The organism is Streptomyces sp. NPDC051173, assembly GCF_040689515.1.
Taxonomy (GTDB): Bacteria; Actinomycetota; Actinomycetes; order Streptomycetales; family Streptomycetaceae; genus Streptomyces.
In genome coordinates, this window is the sequence record NZ_JBFBBD010000003.1 from 195,071 (window position 1) to 215,293 (window position 20,223).

The following is a 20,223-nucleotide window of genomic DNA, read 5'->3' on the forward strand; positions in this document are numbered from 1 at the left end:
TGCATAACCTCCGGCTATGACCATGACTCTCAGGCAGTTCCAGTATTTGGTGACGATCGTGGACACCGGCTCCTTCACCCGGGCGGCCGAGCGGCTGCACGTGTCCCAGCCCGCGCTGTCCCGCCAGATCCAGACGCTGGAGCGGTTCTGCGGAGGGCCGTTGATCGAGCGCGGACCGCGTCCGATCGTGCTCACGCCGCTGGGCCGCGCGGTGCTGCCGCACGCGCAGGCCGCGCTGGCCGGCGCCGACAAGGTCAAGACCGCCGCCCTGCGGGTCACCGGCACCGCGGGGGGTGAGCTGCGGCTGGCCACCTTGCACTCCATCAGCCTCGGTGTGCTGCCGCCCGTGCTGCGGGCGTGGCGGCGGACGCACCCGGACGTCCGCATCATGGTCGCCGAACAGCCGCACGCCGCGGCGCTCCAGAGCACGATGGCGGCCGGCCGGGCGGACGTGGCGATCGGACCCGTCCCGACGGAGTGGGCCGGGCGGATGACGCCGCTGGGCACCGAGGAGTTCGTCGTGGTCATGGCCCACGACGACCCGGCCGTGCAGGGCGTTCCCGCCGCCGCGTACGGCGGTTCCCGCATCCGGCTGGCCGACCTCGCGCACCGCGAGTGGGTCCACTACGCCTCGGACAACGGCCTGGCGAAGCTCCTGGACCAGGTCTGCGCCAGGGCGGGCTTCCAGCCGCGGGCTGCCGTACGCACCCAGCAGACCGCCGCCGCGCCCCTGTTGGCGGCAGCGGGGATCGGCCCCGCGCTGGTGCCCGCGAACATCGTGCCCGCGCACTTCGACGGCCGTGTCCTGCTGCCCGAACCGGCGGTGCGCCGGCCGCTGACGGTGTACACCCGCCACCGGCCCGACCCCCTCACCGCCGCCTTCGTCGAAGCCCTCAACCACCACGCGTGCATCACCCCGGCCCACCTCGCCGCGAGCGCCTCCGCTCCGTATGCCACACGGTGAACCGGTGCCGCACGGTGAACCGGGCCCTGGAAGGGGCGGCTACGGCCGCTTCGCCGCGGGGTCCGTGCCGGGCGGGCCCGCGGCGTCGGCGAGCTGCTGGGCCAGCCGCCGGTGCCCGGACCGGTTGGCGTCGTCCAGGGGTGTCCCGCCCCAGCGGTCCACCGGTTCCGGATCGACCCCCATCGACAGGAGGAAGTCCACGGTGTCCCGGTGCCCCTCGGCCGCGGCCAGGTGCAGGGCGGTGCGTCCGTCGTAGTCGGTGGCGCCGAGGGGGACGTTGCAGGCGGCCAGGCGGCGGATCTCGCTGAGGTCGCCCTGGCTGGCGGCGAAGCACAGCCCCACGATGCCTTCGATGGCGCTCTGCCGGCGCTTGAGACGGGGGTCGCGCTTGCCGGCCTCGGCGCCGGTGCCGGTGAGCAGGTCGTAGGTGTGGACGTTGTAGCACTCGACCAGGCGCCGGCAGACCTCGATCCCCCGCACGGAATTGCCCTGGGCGTCCAGCCGGGGCGACCAGATGGCGATGCCCATCAGCTGAGGCACGACCAGCATCAAGGCGCCGGACACCCCGCTCTTGGCGGGCAGGCCGATGCTGAAGGCGAACTCGCCGGAGAAGTCGTACATCCCGCACGAGGACATCAGCGACAGGCAGTGGCGCACCGTCCGGGCGGAGAAGACGGGGTCACCGGTGAGCGGGCAGACCCCGGCATTGGCCAGGGAGGCGGCGGCGACGGCCAGTTGCTGCGCGTCGACCTCGATCGAGCAGCACTGGAAGTAGAACTCCAGGGTGGCCAGCAGATCGGTGCCGGGCGGGAAGGCGCCGCGCTCCCGCATCGAGTAGCCGAGGGCGAAGTTGCGGTCCGCGGTGTTGCGCTCGGAGAGATAGACGGAGTTGTTGAAGCCGACGCCGCGCCCGCCGGCGAGCCGCTTCCAGGTCCCGGCCACGAAGTCGAAGCGGTCCGCGGCGTCGAGCCCGCGCTGGACGAGCGCGCAGCTCATGATGGCCCCCGCGTTTATCATCGGGTTGTGCGGCAGCCCGGCCTTGTTGAAGGTCAGCTCGTTGTAGCCCTGCCCGCTGGGCTCCCGCCCGACGTGGCGGTGGACGGTGTCGGGCCCGTGCTCCTCCAGCGTGAGGCAGTAATTGACGGTCTTGCAGACCGACTGCAGGCAGAAGTTCACATCCGCGTCGCCGATGGAGAAGCGCTGCCCGTCCACCGTGCACACCGAGATCGCGAACTGGTCCGCGTCCACGCGCGCGAGCTGGGGGATGTACGCGGCGACGGCGCCGGTCCGGTCGGCGCGGACCTCTTGATGGATGCGCCGGAGATCCTCCACCAGCGCGGGGAAGTCGGGGACGGCGAGCTCCCCGCGGGCGGCGCGTTCGATGAGGCCGCGGTTGCGCCGCGTGGCGGCGGCGAACTCCTCCATGGAGAGGAGTAGCGGCTCGGCGGGCACGGGGGCGGGGCGGTCCAGATCGGCGACGGTCTCGGCGATCCTGGGGTCGTCGGGCAGGATGCCGGCCTGGCGGAGCACCTTCAGCAGCCGGTCGGGGGAGAAGCGGCCCGACGAGCCCTGCTCGAAGCAGCCGAAGACACTCGCGTGAGCCTCTCCGCCCTGGCCGGGAGCGGTCCCCGGTACGGAGGAGCGGGCCGCGGGCTGCTTCCCGGTCTGCGCAGCGGCCACAGAACTCCTCCGATCGACGCGCTGTTCCCAGAAATCCCTGCCGCACCGACGATTCCCGGCCACCAGCGGCGAAAACCAGCCGCGCCGAGGCGGGGGCGCCCCGGCCGGTGGTGCGGTTGCGAACTCCGGGGCGCTGGGCGCCCCGTGCGCCGTACCCCCACCGGAAGCTCCGGCCCGGCCGGTGCCTCGCGTGGGGTTCCGTCACCGGAACGCGGTGACGCCGTCACCGTGTGTCGCTTCGGCAAATCTTTACATCGCCCACGGGGGAGGAGTCCCCGGCCTCGCGCCGCCCTCGATATGCCGGTTATGCCCAACGCACTTGATGATCGTGTGTCCATTTATGTTCCGCGAGCGCGGCAGGCCCCCGGAATCTGTTACTCGATCTTGTGAAGGAGGTGTGATGGTTCGGCAAATGAATCCAAAAGAGGGGTGGTCGGTGAGGCGCCTCGGGAACCGGGAGGCGTCAACGCGGTTGGCTGTCTCAGTCGTTCGCGTGCTTATATCTGCGCACCGCGGCGGTTCTTGGAACGGCGGTCGATTCGGACCGGGCCGCCCCGGGGGCGGTTGGGCCGTTTTTGGTGCGGCCTGCCGCAATCATCGAGAAACAGACAGACAAATGAAAGGTGCGCATCATGCGTAACGACATCGAGACCCGTGAGATCGCCGACGCCGAGCTGGACGCCGTTTCCGGTGGTGTCAGCCTCTCCGGTGGCCTCGTCGGCGCCGTGACCGGCGACGTTCACACCGTGCTCGGCACCGTGACCTCCCTGCAGACGGTGCAGGCCGCGCAGGCCCTGCCCGGTCAGGTCGAGGGCATCGCCGGCGTCCAGGCCGGTGTCGCCGGTCTCTGAGCGTGAATTCCCCTTCCGGACCCGGCGGTCCGGGAGGATTCACGGCCTGACGGCGGCCCGTACGCCGCCGTGAGGTTTTCCCATGAACCCCGGAACTCCCCTTTCCGGGGTTCATGGCTGCCCGTCGGCTCACGGCCGACGGGCAGCAGGCATGCAATGAAGAAATCCATGTCACGAATGCAGTCGAAGGAATAGTTCGTGCAGTTCCGCCAGAAGGCGCTTTCCAAGCTGCAATCGCCCGAAGAACTCGATCTGCCCGTACGCTTCGCGCGCCCGCAGGGCCGTCTCGTCCTGGCCGTCACGGTCGTCGTCATGACCGTGGCGGGCATCTGGGCATTCACCGGATCCGTCGCCTCCAGACTCGGCGCGCCCGGCGTCCTCACCCACGCCGAGGGCAGCTACACGCTGCAGAGCCCGTTCGCCGGGCAGGTCACCGGAGTCCTCGCCAAGGAGGGCCAGTTGCTCTCCCCGGGCGCGCCCCTGCTGGAGGTCGGCACGGACCGCGGCACCCGGGCCGTGCGCGCGGTGGCCGGGGGACGCGTGACGGCCCTGGTCGCCAGGACCGGCTCGGTGGTCACGACCGGCGCCGACGTGGCGGTCGTGGAACGCGTGACGAATCCGGACGAACCGCTGGTCGCCATGGTCTACGTACCCGGCGGGAACGGTTCGGCGATCCCCGTGGGCGCTCAGGTCGACCTGAGCGTCCAGTCCGTGCCCCAGCGGTACGGGGTGCTGCGCGGACGCGTCACGGAGGTCGGCCGCGCGCCCCGGACGCCCGCGCAGATCACCGGCTTCCTCGGCGACAGCCGGCTCGCCGCGCAGTTCTCCCGGCAGGGCGACCCCGTCGCGGTGGTCGTGCGGCTGGAGCGCTCCTCGGCCACCAGGTCCGGCTACCGGTGGTCCTCCACGGCCGGGCCCCCGTACCCCCTCGACTCCACGACACCGGTCACCGCCGCCGTCCACCTCTCCGCCCAGCGCCCCGTCGATTGGCTGCTCCCGTGACCACGACACCGCGGACCGCCCAGGACCCCTCCCGGCCCCCCGCCCCCCGGCTCCCGCCCGCCGGGCGCCGCCGCCACCGCCCGGCACCCCAGGGCGGCACGCGCCGCCGCACGGACAGACCTCCGGGCAGGACACCCCGGACCGTACGCACCCCCACCGTGCTCCAGATGGAGGCCGTGGAGTGCGGTGCCGCCGCGCTGGCCATGGTGCTCGGCCACCACGGCCGCTTCGTCCCCCTCGAAGAGCTGCGCATCGCCTGCGGCGTCTCCCGCGACGGCTCCCGCGCGGGCAACCTCCTCAAGGCCGCGCGCGGTTACGGGCTGAAGGCCAAGGGCATACAGATGGACCTGGCCGCGCTCGCCGGGGTGAGACCCCCGGCCGTCCTGTTCTGGGAGTTCAACCACTACGTCGTCTACGACGGCACGGGCCGCCGCCTCGGCCGCCGCGGCGTGTACGTCAACGACCCGGCCAACGGACGCCGGTTCGTCCCCATGGAGGAGTTCGACACCAGCTTCACCGGCGTCGTGCTCACCTTCGAACCCGAGCCGGGCTTCCGCCGCACCGGCCGCAAGCCCGGCGTCATGGGCGCCCTGCCCGCCCGGCTGCGCGGCACGTCGGGCACCATGCTCGCCGCCGTGCTCTCCAGCCTGCTGCTGGTGGCCGTCGGAGCGGCGGTGCCCGCGCTGAGCCGCACGTACATCGACATGTTCCTGATCGGCGACCAGACGTCCGCGCTGGGCGTGCTCTTCGCGTCGATGGCGGTCACCCTCGTGCTCACCGCCACGCTCACCGCGCTGCAACAGGCCAACCTGCTGCGCGGACGCATCATCTCCTCCACCCTGGGCAGCGCCCGCTTCCTGCGGCATCTGCTGCGGCTGCCGGTCACCTTCTTCTCCCAGCGCAACCCGGCCGACCTGGTCCAGCGCCTGAGGTCCAACGACGCCGTCGCCGAGACCCTCGCCCGGGACCTCGCCGCCGCGGGCGTGGACGCCGTCGTGGTCCTGCTCTACGCGGTGCTGCTGTGGACGTACGACCCGCAACTCACCGTCGTCGGCGTGCTGATCGCGCTCCTGAACGTGGTGGCCATGCGGATCGTGATCCACATGCGCGCCACCGGCACCCAGAAGCTGCGCGCCGAGAGCGCCCGGCTCACCAACACCTCCTACAGCGGCCTCACGCTCATCGAGACGATGAAGGCCACCGGCGGCGAGAACGGCTTCTTCCGCCGCTGGGCCGGACAGCACGCGGTCACCCTCGACGTGCAGCAGCGGCTCGGCGTGCCCGGCGCGTGGCTGGCGGTCGTCGCCCCCGCCCTGGCCGCGCTCAACAGCGCGCTGATCCTGCTGATCGGCGGCCTGCGGGCGGTGGAAGGCCACCTCTCGGTCGGCCTGCTCGTCGCCTTCCAGGCACTGGTCACCAGCTTCACCGCGCCGGTCGCCCGCCTCAACGGAGTGGCCGGACGGATCCAGGAGTTCGCGGCCGACGTCGCCCGCCTCAAGGACGTGGAGAACTTCCCCGCCGACCCGCACCACTCCCGGCCCGAGCCCGCAGGCGGCACCCGCCGCCTCAAGGGCCACGTCGAACTGGACCACGTCACCTTCGGCTACAGCCCGCTGGACGCCCCGCTGCTCAAGGACTTCTCCCTCACCGTCGGCCCCGGCCAGCAGGTGGCGCTCGTCGGCGGCTCCGGCAGCGGCAAGTCCACCGTCTCCCGGCTGATATCCGGCCTCCACGCGCCCTGGGAGGGCGCCGTCCGCATCGACGGAATGCGGCTGGAGGACATCCCGCGCGGCGCGCTGGCCGCCTCCGTCTCCTTCGTCGACCAGGACGTCTTCCTCTTCGAGGGCACCGTCCGCGACAACGTCACGCTGTGGGACCCCTCCATCCCCGACGAGGCCGTCGTCACCGCCCTCCAGGACGCCGCCGTGTACGACGTGGTCGCCCGGCGCCCCGGCGGCATCCACAGCCGCGTCGAGCAGGACGGCCACAACTTCTCCGGCGGCCAGCGCCAACGCCTGGAGATCGCCCGGGCGCTCGTGCGCCGCCCCAGCGTCATGGTCCTCGACGAGGTCACCAGCGCCCTGGACGCGGCCACCGAGCAGATCGTCATCGACAACCTGCGGCGCCGCGGCTGCGCCTGCGTGGTCATCGCCCACCGGCTGAGCACGGTGCGCGACAGCGACGAGATCGTCGTCCTCGACCGGGGCACGGTCGTCGAACGCGGGCGGCACGAGCACCTGGTCACCGCCCGGGGCCCGTACGCCGCACTGGTCAAGGAGCACTGAGGTGACGTACCCGCACCCGGCCCACGTGGCACCGGACCCGGTCGTCGCGGCCCTGGGCGCGCTCGGCTCGGAGACCGACTGCACGGGCCTGCGCAGCCTGTCCCTGGAGAACCCGCTCGTGCTGTGGCTCGTCGTGGACGGCGAGCTCGACCTGTTCGCCGTCGACGCGGCCCAGGCGGGACACTGGCACTTCCTGGGGCGGCTGACGGTGGGCACGCTGCTGCTCGGCCCGGCCGAGGGCCCCGCACACACCCTGGTCGGCAGGCCGCTGCAAGGATGTCGGCTGCGCCGCATCGAACTGCGCGAGCTGTACCGCCCGGACCACGCCGACCAGTGGGGCACCGGCCGGTCCGCCCAGGACCGGTACCCCCAGGACCAGTGGGGGTACGACGTGCCGCCGAGCCCCCTTGAGGACGCCTTCGCGCGCGGCGTCGGCCGTGGCCTGCGCGTGCTCTACCAAGCACCGCTGGACGGCCGCGCCACCGCAGGCCAGGACGGGGCCGACGACGACATCCTGTGGATGCGCATCGTCCCGGGCAGCGTGCAGTACGGCGCCGCCTACGAAGCGGAAGCGGTCGGCACCCTCCTCGTCGACCCGGCGATGTGGCAGGGAATGGTCGACCAGCAGTACCGCCTGCTGCACGCCCTGGACCGCTGGATCGAACAGCTGGAGCGCGCCCACGAGGACCGCGCGGCGGCCGGCATCGAGGCCGGCGAGGCCGCCCGCGCCCAGGCGGACCAGACACTCCTGGCCTCCATCGACCGCTCCGGCGGAGCCGCCCACGGCCGTGCGAGCGACGACGCGACGTTCGCCGCCTGCCGCCTGGTCGCCGACGAGGCCCGCATCACCCTGACCCGGCCCGGCGAGGCGGCCACCGCCCCCGGCCGGACCGACCCCGTCGAACGCGTCGCGCTCGCCTCGCGCGTCCGCACCCGCACCGTCAGGCTCGGCGGGCGCTGGTGGCGGGAGAACAGCGGACCCCTGGTGGGCAGGCGCGAGACGGACGGGACGCCGGTCGCCCTGCTGTGGCGGCGCGGCCGGTACGAGGCCGCAGACCCCGCCACCGGCACGCGGGAGCGCGTCGGCAAGGCCAACGCGGCCGACTTCGAACCGAGCGCCGTCATGCTCTACCGCCCGCTGCCCGACGTGAAGTTGACGTTGTCACGGCTGCTGCGCTTCAGCGTGCGCGGCACCCGGAGAGAGCTCGGCGGACTCGTCCTGGGCGGGCTGGTCGCCGTCGGCCTGGGCGCGCTCGTCCCCATCGCCACCGGCAAGGTCCTCGGCCAGTACGTACCCGAGGCCGAGAACGGCCTCATCGTGCAGACAGCCCTCGCGCTCATCGCGGCGGGCGTCGTCTCGGCCGCCTTCACACTGCTGCAGAACATCTCCGTCCTGCGCCTGGAAGGCCGCATCGAGGCCACCCTCCAACCAGCCGTGTGGGACCGGCTGCTGCGCCTGCCCACGACCTTCTTCACCGGCCGCTCCACCGGCGAACTGGCCGGCGCCGCCATGGGCATCAGCTCCATCCGCCGCGTGCTCTCCGGCATCGGCTCCGTGACCCTGCAGGCGAGCACCGTCGGCACGATGAACCTCGTGCTGCTGCTCTGCTACAGCGTGCCCCTGGCCCTGGCGGCGGTCGCCATGCTGCTCGTCGTCGCCGCGGTCTTCCTGGGCCTGGGCCTGTGGCAGCTGCGCTACCAGCGCCGGCTCGTCAAACTCGGCAACCAGCTCGACAACCAGGCGTTCCAGACCCTGCGCGGACTGCCCAAGCTGCGCGTCGCCGCGGCCGAGAGCTTCGCGTACGCCGCCTGGGCAAGGGAGTTCGCCCGCACCCGCGAGCTGCACCAGCGCATCGGCCGGATCAAGAACGTCGTCACCGTGCTCAACGCCGTCCACCTGCCGCTGTGCACCCTGGTGATGTTCATGCTGCTGGCAGGCCCGGCCCGGGGCAGCATGTCCGCCGCCGACTTCCTCACCTTCAGCACCGCCGTGACGATGCTGCTCTCCTCGGCCACCCAGCTGACCGGCGCCCTCCTCTCCGCCGCGGCCGTGCAGCCGATGTTCGAGCAGATCGCGCCGGTCCTCCAGGCGGCCCCCGAAGTGCGCGGCTCCAGCACCCGGCCGGGCGTGCTGGCCGGGGCCGTCGAGGCCAGGAACCTCTCCTACCGCTACACCGACGACGGCCCGATGGTGCTCGACGACGTGTCGTTCCGGGCGCGGCCGGGCGAGTTCGTCGCGATCGTCGGGGCCAGCGGCTGCGGCAAGTCGACCCTGCTGCGCCTGCTCATCGGCTTCGACAAGCCGGCGTCCGGCAGCGTGCTCTACGACGGGCAGGACCTGGCGGCGCTCGACCAGGCGGCCGTGCGCCGCCAGTGCGGCGTCGTCCTGCAGCACGCCCAGCCCTTCAGCGGCTCGATCCGCGACTGCATCTGCGGGGCCGAGGCGTACTCGCTCGAAGAGGTGTGGGAGGCGGCCGCGATGGCCGGCCTGGCCGAGGACATCAAGGCCATGCCCATGGGCATGCACACCGTGCTCTCCGACGGCGGTGGCACCGTCTCCGGCGGCCAGCGCCAGCGGCTGATGATCGCCCAGGCCATCGTCCGCAAGCCGCGCGTCCTCTTCTTCGACGAGGCCACCAGCGCGCTGGACAACGAAGCCCAGCGCGTGGTCATCGAATCCACCCGCGCCCTGCGCTCCACGCGCGTCGTGATAGCCCACCGGCTGTCCACGGTCATGGACGCGGACCGGGTGATCGCCATGGCGGACGGGCGGATCGTCCAGCAGGGATCACCCGCCGAACTGCTCGCCGACACGGACGGCTTGTTCCATGAACTGGTCCGCCGTCAGCTCACCTGACCGCCGGCGGGCCGGTCCCGCGAATGTTCACCGCGTCCGGCCGGAATGGCAAACTCCCTCCCATCTTTCCCCGCTCCGTCTTCCGTTCTGTCGCGGGCACGCCAAGCTCTCCCCGCGTCGGGCCGTATCCGGCGCGCCCGATCGTAGGGAGGAGAGCACATGATGCCCCCACGGCATCGGCGGCGGTTCATGACCTGCGCCGTCGTCGCCACCGCCTTCGGACTCGCAGGCGCGCAGTCGTCCGCCGCGTCCGGTGACACCAGACCCCGGCCCTGGCACGCGCGCCATCAGGCCGACATCGGCCGTCAGCACACCCAGTCCCTCAAGTCCGGCAAGTCCGCTCTCGCGGCGCCGGGGCGCGACGACGGCGGCTCCGACGAGGCGGAGAACTCCGCCGAGGGAACCGCCCAGTACACCGAGGCCCGCACCGCCCCCGGCGTGGTCGCCCCGGGCGCGTACGGAGCGGCCTGGTCCCAGTTGCAGTCGATGCGGCACACGAGCGGACGCTGGGAACACGTCACCAAGAAGCCCTACGACTCCGACGATCCGCGCTACCGCGACGTGAACTCCAACTCCAGCGGCGGCGCCGGGAACGTGACGGGCCGGATCACCGGCATCGCCGCCGACGACCAGGGATATGTCTACGCGGGCGGCGCCAACGGCGGTGTGTTCCGCTCGCGCACCGGCGGCGGACACTGGGTGCCCATCGCCGACAAGCTGCCCTCGCTCTCGACGGGCACGCTCGCGCTGGACGGCTCCCAGCGGCTCTGGTACGCCACCGGCGAGTCCAACACCGGCGCGACGTCCTTCGTCGGCACGGGCGTGTACGTGCTGGCCGACCCCCGGCACGGGCAGTTCCGGCCCGGCGGACGCGTGGGCGGTGCCGAACTGGAGAGCACGGTCATCCACGCGCTGCGCTTCGCCGGCACCACGGTGTGGGCGGCGACCAGCCGTGGCGTGTGGACACACTCCACCACCACGCTCTCGGGCCCGTGGAAGCTGGAGTTCGCGCCCAACCCCGACTATCTGCCCGGTGGTTCGAAACAGTCCGACCCGAGCGCGCCGTACAAGAACATCGCCAACGACATCGCCGTGGACCCGAAGAACCCGGACAGCGTGCTGCTGGCCGTCGGCTGGCGCGGCGGGGACACCTACAACGGCCTGTACAGCAAGCAGGGCGGCACCTGGAAGCCCGTGACCGGGATCGGTGACCTGCCGGCGGGCCGTGACGACGTCGGCAACGTGACCTTCGGGGCCGCCGCCGACGGTTCGCGGCTGTACGCCGTGGTCCAGTCCCCGGCGCAGTCGGCGTCCAACCCGGACAGCGGCCTCAAGGGCGTGTACGTATCGCGGAACGGCTCGCCGCTCGGGCCGTGGACACAGATCGCCGACTACACCAAGCTGCGCAACTCGGGATCGGCGCTCCAGAGCGCGGGCTACATGCCGGGCATCCAGTCCTGGTACAACCAGTTCCTCCAGGTCGACCCGGGCAACGCCGACCACGTCTACCTGGGTCTTGAGGAGGTCTTCGAGACCAAGAACGGCGGGGTGAGCTGGATCACCCCCGGCCCGTACTGGAACTTCCCCTTCCCCTGCTGGAGCATCGACCCGGCGAAGCGGACCGGCGACTGCTCGCCGACCACGCACTCCGATCAGCACGCGGTCGCCGTCGGCACCCACAAGGGCAGGACCTGGGTGTACGTGGGCAACGACGGGGGCATCTACCGGCGCCCGCTGAACGGCGCGGTCGACTCCGGTGGGCACGCGAAGGACTGGCAGTCGCTGAACGACGGCACCATCGACGCCCTCCAGTTCTACTCGGTCGGCGTCGGCAAGGACCGCACCTACGGCGGGACGTCGGTCACCGGCGGACTGCAGGACAACGGCCAGTCGATCCTGCGCGGCCGCGACAAGGTCATGGGCTCGGACTTCGGCGGTGACGGCGGCGACACCATCGCCGACCCGGGCAACGGCTGCGACATCGCCGCAGAATACGTCTACCTCGACATGTGGGTCACCCAGGACTGCGGCGAGAACAACGGCGCCTGGGCCACGGACCCGGCCAAGGCCACCGAGTACGAGGTCGCACCGCCGGACAAGGACCTGGGCGGCGCGGGCGCCCGCTTCATCGCGCCCATCACCTCGGACGCCAAGGACACCAACAGCTGGGTGGCCGGCGGCCGGCACGTATGGGTGCAGGGCAAGGGCTTCGCGATCCGCTCCGGCGCGGAGTGGAAGAACGCCTACGACCTCGGTGCCGGCCACGTGGCCACCGCCGTCGCCGCCTCGGGCGGCACCGTCTACGCCGGCTGGTGCGGCCCCTGCGACAGCGTGGGCTTCAGCCGCGGCATCGCGGTCGGCAACGCCGACGGCACCGGCTGGCACCAGCTCGGCCTCCCCGTCGACGGCACGCTCCCGAACCGCTACATCTCCGGCTTCGACGTCGATCCGGCCGACGCCCAGCACGTGTACGTCGCCGTCAACGGCTTCTCCCGCAAGTGGACCGAAGGCCCGGGTGCCGGCACCGGCCACCTCTTCGAGTCCCGTGACGGCGGAGCCCACTGGACGGACATCTCGGCGAACCTGCCCGACGTCCCCGCCGACACGGTCAAGCTCCTGCCTGACGGCGCCCTCGCCCTCGGCACCGACCTCGCCACCTTCTACCGCCCGGCAGGCGCGGACCAATGGCAGGTCCTCGGCACCGGTCTCCCCACCACCGCCGTCCTCCAGCTCAAACAGGGTCCCGACGGCAAGCTCTACGCGGCGACCCACGGGCGCGGCATCTGGTCCTTCGACGTACGACGGCTCAGGCGCTCCACGAACGACTGAGCCGATGCCGCGAGGCGCGGGGACACCGTTTTCCCCGCGCCTCGCGGTGGTCGCCCCACGCCGTCGTCAGGACGGCGGCGTGTCCTCTCCCTGTGAACTGCGTTGCACCTCGGCGTACATGCCGGGAGGTACAGAAGGGGAGTCAGCGTCCCGCTCGCCCGCGCGCGGCCAGGTACTCCTCGAACGTCCCCGTGCCCACGGCCCGGTCCGGGGCGAGGTTCCCTCCGGCCCGCAGGCTCCGGACGATCCTGCCCGGCAGCCGTAGCGGCACGACGCGCCGCCGCAGCCCCGCCGCGCGGAGCGTGGCGGCCGCGAGGTCGCGGGCGTCCCGCACCTCGGGTCCCGCCATGTCGGGCACCCGGCCGGCAGGAGCGCCCTGGGCCAGTTCCGCCAGCCGGTCGGCGACCTCCGCCACCTCGACGGGCTGGAAGCGCACCCCGCTCGGCGTCAGCACCACCGGCAGTCGGCGCTGCACGGTGGTCAGCATCGCCACCAGGTCGTGGAACTGGGTGGTGCGCAGGACGGTCCACGGCACCCCCGACCCCCGCACGATCCGCTCCGCCTCCAGCTTCGACCGGTAGTAGGGGAGCGGCACCTCGTCGATCCCGACGATCGAGACATAGACGAGGTGCGGGACCCCGGCCCGCCGCGCGGCCCCGGCGAGCCGCTTGGTCGTGGCCGCGTCGTTGCGGGCGTTGGTCGCGCAGTGGACCACGGCCCGCACGTCCGTCAGGGCGGCGTCGAGTCCGGTGCCGTCGGCGAGGTCGCAGACCGCCCACTCGTACGGCCGGTCGTCATCCGCCCGGCGCGGCCGACGGCTCATCACGCGCACGGGCACGCCGTCGGCGAGGAGCCGCGCCACGAGGGGGCGCCCGAGCGTGCCGGTGCCGCCGGTTACCAGGATCGGCCTGTCCATCGTCCTCTTACCTCCAGGGTCGGTCGCACTGTGACAGGAAGGCTGTCACAGCAAGGACGAGAGGGGGCTCCGGGACGTGACATGGACGCTCGAACCGGCCGTGAGCCCACGCCGGTTCGCCGGCCGTGAAGTTCGGCGGAGTTCGCCGGTCGTGAAGCTCGTCGGGTTTCGTCAGGGGGTGTCGGGCGGGTTCGTCAGAGCTTGCTCAGAGAGGGAGGAAGGTGACCACGGCCGTGCCGTCGTTGTGGTCGATCCCGCCACCGGCCAGGCAGAGCTTTCCGCTGGTCAGTGAGGTGTAGACATTGTTGCCGTTGAAGTGGTGGCCCTTGAACCACGTCCCGCCGGTGACGGTGCCGGTCCACTCGGCCACGCGCGTGCCGTCCTCACGCGGCAGTGTGGAGACGGTCCCGGTCAAGGTGCTCTCGCCGACCTGGTGTTCGCCGTCCGGGGCGGTCCAGTGGTCGGTCTCGGTGATCGAGGGCGTGACGACCTGGCCGGGGCTCGCCTGCAGGCATCCGGTGACGGACGTGACGGAGCCCGTGAAAGTGCCGTGCCAGGTCCGGGTCTTGAGCAGGGGCAGCTCGGAGCAGGAGTAGTCGCCCGACCAGCGGGTGGTCGTCTCGCGCGGGGTGGCCTTGAGGGGCGGGTCGAAGGTGTAGTGGATCCGCCCGACGCAGGTCCCGGTCGCCGGGCCCGCCTGCGCCTCATCACCGGCGGAGGCGGGCGCGGGCAGACCGAGCACCAGGAGGAGAGGCAGGACGCCGGCGGCGACCGGGAGGAAGGCGCGCTTACGCATACCGTGGTGATCCTTTCGGGACGGGACCTCGGTGTCGCTTGCCCGCACAGTCTTCACAGGGGTCGCGGCCCTCACTCCCGGACCAGGGCGGCGCGTGGATGGACCACCCGGCGCGCGAACACGCTCGGCGCCGCTCAACTCCCTCCTGTCACCGCTGCGGAGAAGAGCCCGGTGAGCCATCCGGCCGGATCCTGCCTATGCGCTCCGAGTGAGGTCCGGAACGTCATCCGGGGGTGCGTCGTGGCCGGTCACGTAGTTCCCCGCGCCCTTTCAGGGCGCCACCGGACTTCACCGAGCCCGCTCAGCGGACATACCGGCGGTGCTCCTCGATGACGGGCGCGGCCGGGGCGGTCGCCTCGCGCACGAAGCCGGGGTCCGTGAGATCACCGCGTCGCACGTCGACCCGGCCGCGGGTCTCCGCGTCCAGGCGCGCCGGATCCCGCACGAGCACCCGGGGACGCACGCCTGCCTGGATCAACAGCCGCACGACCCGGGATCCCACATGTCCCGTAGGTGTCGTCACCACGATGGTCACCGTGAAGCTCCCTTCGGCCCGCCCCGGCCCTGGAGGACTCGCCCGGCCGGAACGTGGTAACGGCCCGACTCCCTCGGAAAACCGTCTGGTTCACCCATGGTGGACGCCGGACGGGCTCGCGGCGCGCTCGCGTCGGGCCCGTCCGGCGATCACGGTAGCGGTGCGGCGGCCCGGAGCCGGGGCCGCGTGCTCACTCGACGACGATCTCGACCGGGATGTTGCCGCGCGTCGCGTTGGAGTACGGGCACACCTGGTGCGCCTGGTCGACCAGCTCGCGGCCGGTGGCGGCGTCGACGGAGTCGGGGAGCTCCACGCGCAGCGTGACGGCCAGGCCGAAGCCCTCGCCCTGCTTGCCGATGCCGACCTCGCCGGTCACCGCGGCCTCGCTGACGTCGACCTTCGCCTGCCGGCCGACAAGACCGAGGGCGCTCGCGAAGCAGGCGGCGTAACCGGCGGCGAACAGCTGCTCCGGGTTGGTGCCCTGGCCGCTGCCGCCCATCTCCGTCGGGAGGGCCAGCTGCACGTCGAGGTGGCCGTCGGAGCTGACGGCGCGGCCCTCGCGGCCGTGGGTGGCGGTGGCGACGGCGGTGTAGAGCGCGTCCATGGAAATCATTCCTCTCACGATCCCGCGGGGCGGCCGGGTCCGGCCGCCTCACCACTCCAGTAGAGCACGCAATTAAATTGTGCACAACTGAATGGCGTCTCGGGTTATCCTGGCCCCATGACCGCCACACCGGGCCCGCCGGCCGGGGACTACCTCCGCCTCGACCAGCAGATCTGCTTCTCCCTGAACGCCGCATCGCGCGCCTTCGGAAGCCTCTACCGCGTACTCCTCAAGGACCTCGGCCTCACCTACCCCCAGTACCTGGTGATGCTCGTGCTCTGGGAGCACGGCGAACTGCCCGTCAAGAAGGTCGGCGAGCATCTGCGGCTCGACTCCGGGACGCTGTCGCCGCTGCTCAAGCGGCTGGAGGCGGCGGGTCTCGTACGGCGTGAGCGCAGCTCCCAGGACGAACGGTCGGTGCACGTCCAGCTCACCGGCGAAGGCGCCGCCCTGCGGGAGCGCGCCCTGCTCGTGCCGCGCCGGATCGCCGCCGCGACGAGCTTCGACCTCGACGAGATCCGCGACCTGCGCGCACGCCTCGACCGGCTGACCGCCGCACTGGACCGGACGGCTCTGGAGGACATACCGGAGCTCTAGCCGCCGGCTGGCTCAGTGGTGGTTCCACCAGTCGATGAGGCCCAGCAGTGCCGCCGTTCCGGTCGCCTTGACGGTGGTGCGGGTCAGCTCGTCGGTCGCGGTGCGGAGCATGCGGCGGAGGTGCCGGTGAGCCGCCGATCTCCGCGGGGAACGACGTGCCGCGCCGAGCCGGGGACCGGCGAGGTGTTCGTGGCCGGGGTCGTCGGGGGAGTGCTCGGGTTCGGGTGCGGTACTGATCGTGGGCCTCCAAGGCCGTGGGCGGGAGCGCTGATGGCCGGATTCACGCCGTGGCGCTCACGCAGTCCTCCAGCTCCGCCGCGAGCACGGGGTCAGGGCGGGGGACCAGGCCGTAATCGGCGTCGCTGTCCGTTTCCAGTCGCCGTACGGCGGCGGTGAGATGGGGGGATACGCCCCCGTGCCACCGTTCCTCGGCCGCGGCCGTCAGGGTGCGCTGGGGCTTGGGCTCCCAGGGGAGCCGGGGGGCGGCGGATTCCACCACTCCGTAGCGGGACGGGGGAGTGTCGCCAGGGGTCCGCGCGGGCGGCTCGCCGAGGATCCAGGCGCCGCCCTGCCGGTGCAGGTCCGTGGCCTGGACCAGCCACCACTGGGCGGAACCTCGTTCGCTGCGTTGCAGGTGGTGCAGATACAGGCAGTACGCGGCCGTGGCGGCGCCCGCGCCGGCGGCGAAGCGCCACCAGAACGCCGCTCCGTCATGACGGTCGGCGAGGTAGAGCAGGCAGGCGAAGGCCAGCGCGCCGTCCGGTTCGATCGCCGGGTCGTCGACCAGCAGGGCCATGGAGGCGACCGCGGCGCGGTCGTGGATGACGCGGGCGGACAGCGAGCCGAGTTCGGACGCGGCGCGCTCGTGCAGGGCGGTCTGTCTGCCGGGCGGCGGGCTGCCGGCCCGGTGCTTCAGGGCGCCCCGGTCGTGGTCCTCGCGAATGCTCTGGGCGCGGCGGTCCATAGTGTCGGCCTTGTTCCAGACGATGCGGCCGGCGATCCGTGCCAGTGCGGCCTGCTCGTCGTAGTCGTCGAAGGTGCCGGGAATCCGGGCCTGGCCGAGCATGTCGGTGATGGGAGCCGACCGGTGGCCTCGGTGCTCCTGGTGCATAGGGTTCACTCCTCTTCCTCCGTGGCCCCCGTGATCCCCAGGTCGTGTGCGAGGTGGCGTCTGGCCGTGCGGATGTGGGAGCGGACGGTGGCGGGCGAGATGCCCATGATCAAGGCGACCCGCGGTACGGGGTAGCCGATCACATACCGCAGCACGACGACGTCGTACTGCCGGTCGGGCAGGCGGGTCATGGCCGCGTACAGACCGAGGCGCGACTCCAGGACCTCCATGCGGGCCCGTACCGCGCCCATCACCGCGGCGAACGCGGCCGTCTCGATCATGGCGGGGGCGGTGCGCCTCCTGGCGGCCAGCAGGCTGGTGGTCTTCTCCTTCAGGGCGGCCAGGGCGTACGCGGCGCGGTTCGGCTGCCGCCGTACTTTGCCCCAGTCCAGGGCGAGTTGGCAGAAGACCTCCTCCACGACCCACTCGGCGTCCGCCTCGCTGCCGAGCTGGAGGTGGGCGTACCGCAGATACGCCTGGTGCTGGAACGAGAAGAAGTCGACGAAGTCGGGGGGCAGTCCGTCCGAGAGGTCCTTGTGGAGAGCGGGGCGGGGGCGCGGGCCGAGCCGCGGGCCGGTCATAACGCGTCCGTCCGGCAGCAGGGCGCCCAAGCATCACACACGTGCACCAGCACACTCCTTCGCATCGAGGACAGCGCCGCCCCCTCTGGCGCCCGGGGCCGCACGCCCCTCACCGACCAGCCAAGCGAACCGAGGGGCCGGATGTGCAGGCCGATTTCACGAAGGACGAGAAAAGGGCGCATCGGCGCAGCCGCGCGCCCCGCTTGCGAACCCTGGCGCTCCTGGCGGCCGAAGGGCGCCGTGGCGATGAACCCGCGCTCGGAGGGCGGGCGTGCGCCCCTACCGCGCCCACTCCGGTGTCCACACCCCGGCGCCGCGGTGGCGGGGCCGTGCGGAGCGGAGGTGGTCGCGGAGCGTGGTGAGCGCGGGGTGCGGGTTGTCGGAGCGCCAGATCAGCGAGTGCGGGTAGACCGGCGTCGGGTCGTGCAACGGGACGCGCCGCAGGTCGTGTTCGGCAGGCCAGACCATGCGGGTCTGTTCGCCGACGAAGGTGGCCAGCACCGAGGACCCGGCGATCGTGTCGAGGAGCGGCTCGGTGCCGAAGTCCGGTCCGGTCGCCTCGATGGTGAGCCCGAACGCGGCGGCGAGGTCGTCGTAGAAGGCGGCCCACTCCGTACCGGCGACGAGACCCGGCATCCAGATCCTGTGCCCGGCGAGCCGGCCGGGCGCGACCGCGCGGGCCGTGGCCAACGCGTGGGCCGGCCCGGTGAGAAGCTGGATGGGCTCGTCGTGCACGGGCGTGGCCTCGACGCCGTCGGGGAGCCGCCGCGCGGGCAGGGTGACGGCGCGGAACGACGCGTCGATCGTGCCGGACCGCACGGCGGCGATCGCCGCGTCGGCGTCGAAGAGCGTCACGACGTCGAGCTCGGTCCCGGGGTGGGCGCGGTGGAAGTCGCGCAGCAGATCCGCCGGCGCGAGCCGCCTGCCGATCACGTCGACGCGCAGGGCCCGGCTGCCGGGCCGCACGGAAGCGGCTGCCCGTTCCCCGGCCCGCAGCAGAGCCCGGGCGTGCGGGAGGAACGCCTGCCCGTCGATGGTGAGCCGGGCTCCCCGCGCGGTGCGGGTGAACAGCCGGACGCCGAGATCCTTCTCGAGCGCGGCGACGCGCTTGGAGACGGCCTGCTGGGTGACCGACAGACCGGCCGCGGCCTCCTGGAACTGCCCGGCGTCCGCGACGGCGACGAAGGTACGCACGGCATCGAGATTCACGCCCGTCATCGTAGATGCACAACCGATGGTTGTGATCCGGCGCGAGCCCGGTTGTTTGCTCTGCGGGCCCGCCGCTCGGTTTGATGTCGCTGGTCAGACGTGAGGGCGGGCGAGTGCCACGGCGAGAGGTGTGCTGAGGATGGGAGCCAGACGGTCGCTGGGGCGACGGTTCGGGTGGCTGTGGGCGGCGTACGCGGTCAGCACGTACGGCACATGGCTCGCGTTCGACGCGTTCCCCCTGATCGCGGTCCTCGTGCTGCACGCCGGGACCACGGAGGTGGCGGCGCTGGCGGCCGCGGGGCTCGCGGTGGGGGCGGTGGTGGCCGTGCCGCTCGGCCCGTGGGTGGAGTTCCGCCGCAAGCGGCCGGTGATGATCGCGACGGACCTGGTCCGGTTCGCGGCACTGGCCAGCATCCCCGCCGCGTACGCGCTCGGCCGGCTCAGCTTCGCCCAGCTCCTGGTCGTGTCGGTCGTCGCTGCGGCGGCCGACATCACCTTCAGGGCGGCGAGCGGCGCACACCTGAAGGCACTCGTGCGGCCGCAGGACCTGCTCGTCGCGAACGGCCGGTTCGAGTCCACGACCTGGACGGCCACCATGCTCGGACCGCCGCTCGGCGGCGCCGTGATCGGGCTGTTCGGCCCGGTCACGACCGTGGCGGCCGATGCCGTCAGCTATCTGCTGTCGGCAGCGGGAATCCGCGCGATCGGTGGGAAGGAACCGCGGCCCGCACGGAGCGACCCGGGCCCGCGGCTCCGCAGGAGCGACCTGCTCGAAGGATGGCGGTACATCCTGACCCACCCGGCGCTGCGCCCGCTGTTCCTCAACACGATCCTGGTCAACGGCCTGATCATGGCGTCCGCGCCGCTGCTCGCCGTCCTGATGCTCGGCCGCCTCGGGTTCGCGCCGTGGCAGTACGCCCTGGCCTTCGCGGTGCCCTGCGTCGGCGGTCTCATCGGGTCACGGCTGGCCGGCGGGCTGGTCGCCCGGTTCGGGCAGCGCAAGGTCATGCTCACCACCGGGACGCTGCGCGCGTGCTGGTCACTCGGGCTGGCCTTCATCCGCCCCGGCGTCGCCGGACTCGTGCTCGTCATGGCCGTCGAACTGGGGCTGATCACCTGCGCGGCCGTGTTCAACCCCGTGTCCGTCACCTACCGGCTCGAATCGACACCGGAGGACCGCGTCACCCGCACCCTGTCCGCGTGGTCGGTCACCAGCAAGCTCACCACCGCGGCCATGACCGCGCTGTGGGGCCTGCTGGCCGCCGCCACCGGCCCCCGCACCGCGATCGCGATCGCCGGTCTCCTGCTTCTGGCGACCCCGCTGTTGCTGTTCCGGCCCGGCCACGGTGACGCGGTCGCGAACCGGCCCGAAGCCGCACCCGTCACCGCCTCCTGAAGGCGCGCCC

The 20,223-nt window shown here is 72.3% G+C and carries 16 protein-coding genes; 8 read left to right on the top strand and 8 right to left on the bottom strand.

Annotation, left to right across the window (positions count from 1 at the left end; genetic code table 11):
* Window positions 1-16: 16 nt before the first annotated feature.
* A complete protein-coding gene (locus tag AB0435_RS03505) occupies window positions 17-964 on the top strand; it encodes a LysR family transcriptional regulator (RefSeq protein WP_366002396.1) in 948 nt (315 codons plus the stop codon).
* Between the two features lie 39 nt (window positions 965-1,003).
* Here AB0435_RS03505 and glsA read toward each other — a convergent pair whose 3' ends face one another.
* Entirely contained in the window at window positions 1,004-2,644 is a 1,641-nt protein-coding gene (gene glsA, locus AB0435_RS03510) for a glutaminase A (RefSeq protein WP_366002395.1), read from the bottom strand.
* Between the two features lie 632 nt (window positions 2,645-3,276).
* Between glsA and AB0435_RS03515 the strand changes: the two genes are divergently transcribed.
* The 5 genes from AB0435_RS03515 (at window position 3,277) to AB0435_RS03535 (ending at window position 12,468) form a co-directional block, all read left to right on the top strand.
* Window positions 3,277-3,495 (top strand): hypothetical protein, encoded by a 219-nt coding sequence (locus AB0435_RS03515; RefSeq protein WP_366002394.1) that lies wholly within the window; start codon window positions 3,277-3,279, stop codon window positions 3,493-3,495.
* 198 nt (window positions 3,496-3,693) lie between these two features.
* Window positions 3,694-4,497, top strand: a complete 804-nt coding sequence (locus tag AB0435_RS03520) for an HlyD family efflux transporter periplasmic adaptor subunit (RefSeq protein WP_366426098.1) — start codon at window positions 3,694-3,696, stop codon at window positions 4,495-4,497.
* Window positions 4,494-6,782: an NHLP family bacteriocin export ABC transporter peptidase/permease/ATPase subunit gene (locus AB0435_RS03525; RefSeq protein ID WP_366426099.1), complete on the top strand. Its 2,289-nt coding sequence runs from the start codon at window positions 4,494-4,496 to the stop codon at window positions 6,780-6,782. Before AB0435_RS03520 ends, AB0435_RS03525 begins: the two co-directional genes overlap by 4 nt.
* Before the next feature lies 1 nt (window position 6,783).
* Complete coding sequence (locus tag AB0435_RS03530; protein ID WP_366426100.1) at window positions 6,784-9,639, top strand: NHLP bacteriocin export ABC transporter permease/ATPase subunit; 2,856 nt, start codon at window positions 6,784-6,786, stop codon at window positions 9,637-9,639.
* Between the two features lie 159 nt (window positions 9,640-9,798).
* Complete coding sequence (locus AB0435_RS03535) at window positions 9,799-12,468, top strand: glycosyl hydrolase (RefSeq protein ID WP_366426101.1); 2,670 nt, start codon at window positions 9,799-9,801, stop codon at window positions 12,466-12,468.
* Between the two features lie 142 nt (window positions 12,469-12,610).
* Here the strand turns inward: AB0435_RS03535 and AB0435_RS03540 are convergent, their stop codons facing one another.
* From AB0435_RS03540 to AB0435_RS03555, 4 genes are all read right to left on the bottom strand, one after another.
* A complete protein-coding gene (locus tag AB0435_RS03540) occupies window positions 12,611-13,384 on the bottom strand; it encodes an NAD(P)H-binding protein (RefSeq protein ID WP_366426102.1) in 774 nt (257 codons plus the stop codon).
* A gap of 205 nt (window positions 13,385-13,589) precedes the next feature.
* Entirely contained in the window at window positions 13,590-14,180 is a 591-nt protein-coding gene (locus AB0435_RS03545) for a hypothetical protein (RefSeq protein WP_366426103.1), read from the bottom strand.
* Between the two features lie 301 nt (window positions 14,181-14,481).
* Window positions 14,482-14,715 (bottom strand): NAD(P)H-binding protein, encoded by a 234-nt coding sequence (locus tag AB0435_RS03550; protein WP_366003392.1) that lies wholly within the window; start codon window positions 14,713-14,715, stop codon window positions 14,482-14,484.
* A 190-nt stretch (window positions 14,716-14,905) separates the two neighbouring features.
* Window positions 14,906-15,319 carry an organic hydroperoxide resistance protein gene (locus tag AB0435_RS03555; protein WP_366003479.1) on the bottom strand — a complete coding sequence of 138 codons (414 nt, stop codon included), beginning with the start codon at window positions 15,317-15,319 and terminating at the stop codon, window positions 14,906-14,908.
* 117 nt (window positions 15,320-15,436) lie between these two features.
* Between AB0435_RS03555 and AB0435_RS03560 the strand changes: the two genes are divergently transcribed.
* Entirely contained in the window at window positions 15,437-15,916 is a 480-nt protein-coding gene (locus tag AB0435_RS03560) for a MarR family transcriptional regulator (protein WP_366426104.1), read from the top strand.
* A 280-nt stretch (window positions 15,917-16,196) separates the two neighbouring features.
* Here the strand turns inward: AB0435_RS03560 and AB0435_RS03565 are convergent, their stop codons facing one another.
* The 3 genes from AB0435_RS03565 to AB0435_RS03575 all read right to left on the bottom strand — a co-directional run bounded on the left by AB0435_RS03565 (window position 16,197) and on the right by AB0435_RS03575 (window position 18,817).
* Complete coding sequence (locus tag AB0435_RS03565) at window positions 16,197-17,027, bottom strand: hypothetical protein (RefSeq protein ID WP_366003394.1); 831 nt, start codon at window positions 17,025-17,027, stop codon at window positions 16,197-16,199.
* A gap of 5 nt (window positions 17,028-17,032) precedes the next feature.
* Entirely contained in the window at window positions 17,033-17,608 is a 576-nt protein-coding gene (locus tag AB0435_RS03570; RefSeq protein WP_366003395.1) for a sigma-70 family RNA polymerase sigma factor, read from the bottom strand.
* 279 nt (window positions 17,609-17,887) lie between these two features.
* The gene (locus AB0435_RS03575) at window positions 17,888-18,817 is read right to left on the bottom strand and encodes a LysR family transcriptional regulator (RefSeq protein ID WP_366426105.1); all 930 of its coding nucleotides are present in this window, start codon (window positions 18,815-18,817) and stop codon (window positions 17,888-17,890) included.
* Window positions 18,818-18,956: 139 nt separating this feature from the next.
* Here AB0435_RS03575 and AB0435_RS03580 point away from each other — a divergent pair, with 139 nt between their 5' ends.
* Window positions 18,957-20,213: an MFS transporter gene (locus tag AB0435_RS03580; RefSeq protein WP_366426106.1), complete on the top strand. Its 1,257-nt coding sequence runs from the start codon at window positions 18,957-18,959 to the stop codon at window positions 20,211-20,213.
* The last annotated feature ends 10 nt before the right edge of the window (window positions 20,214-20,223 follow it).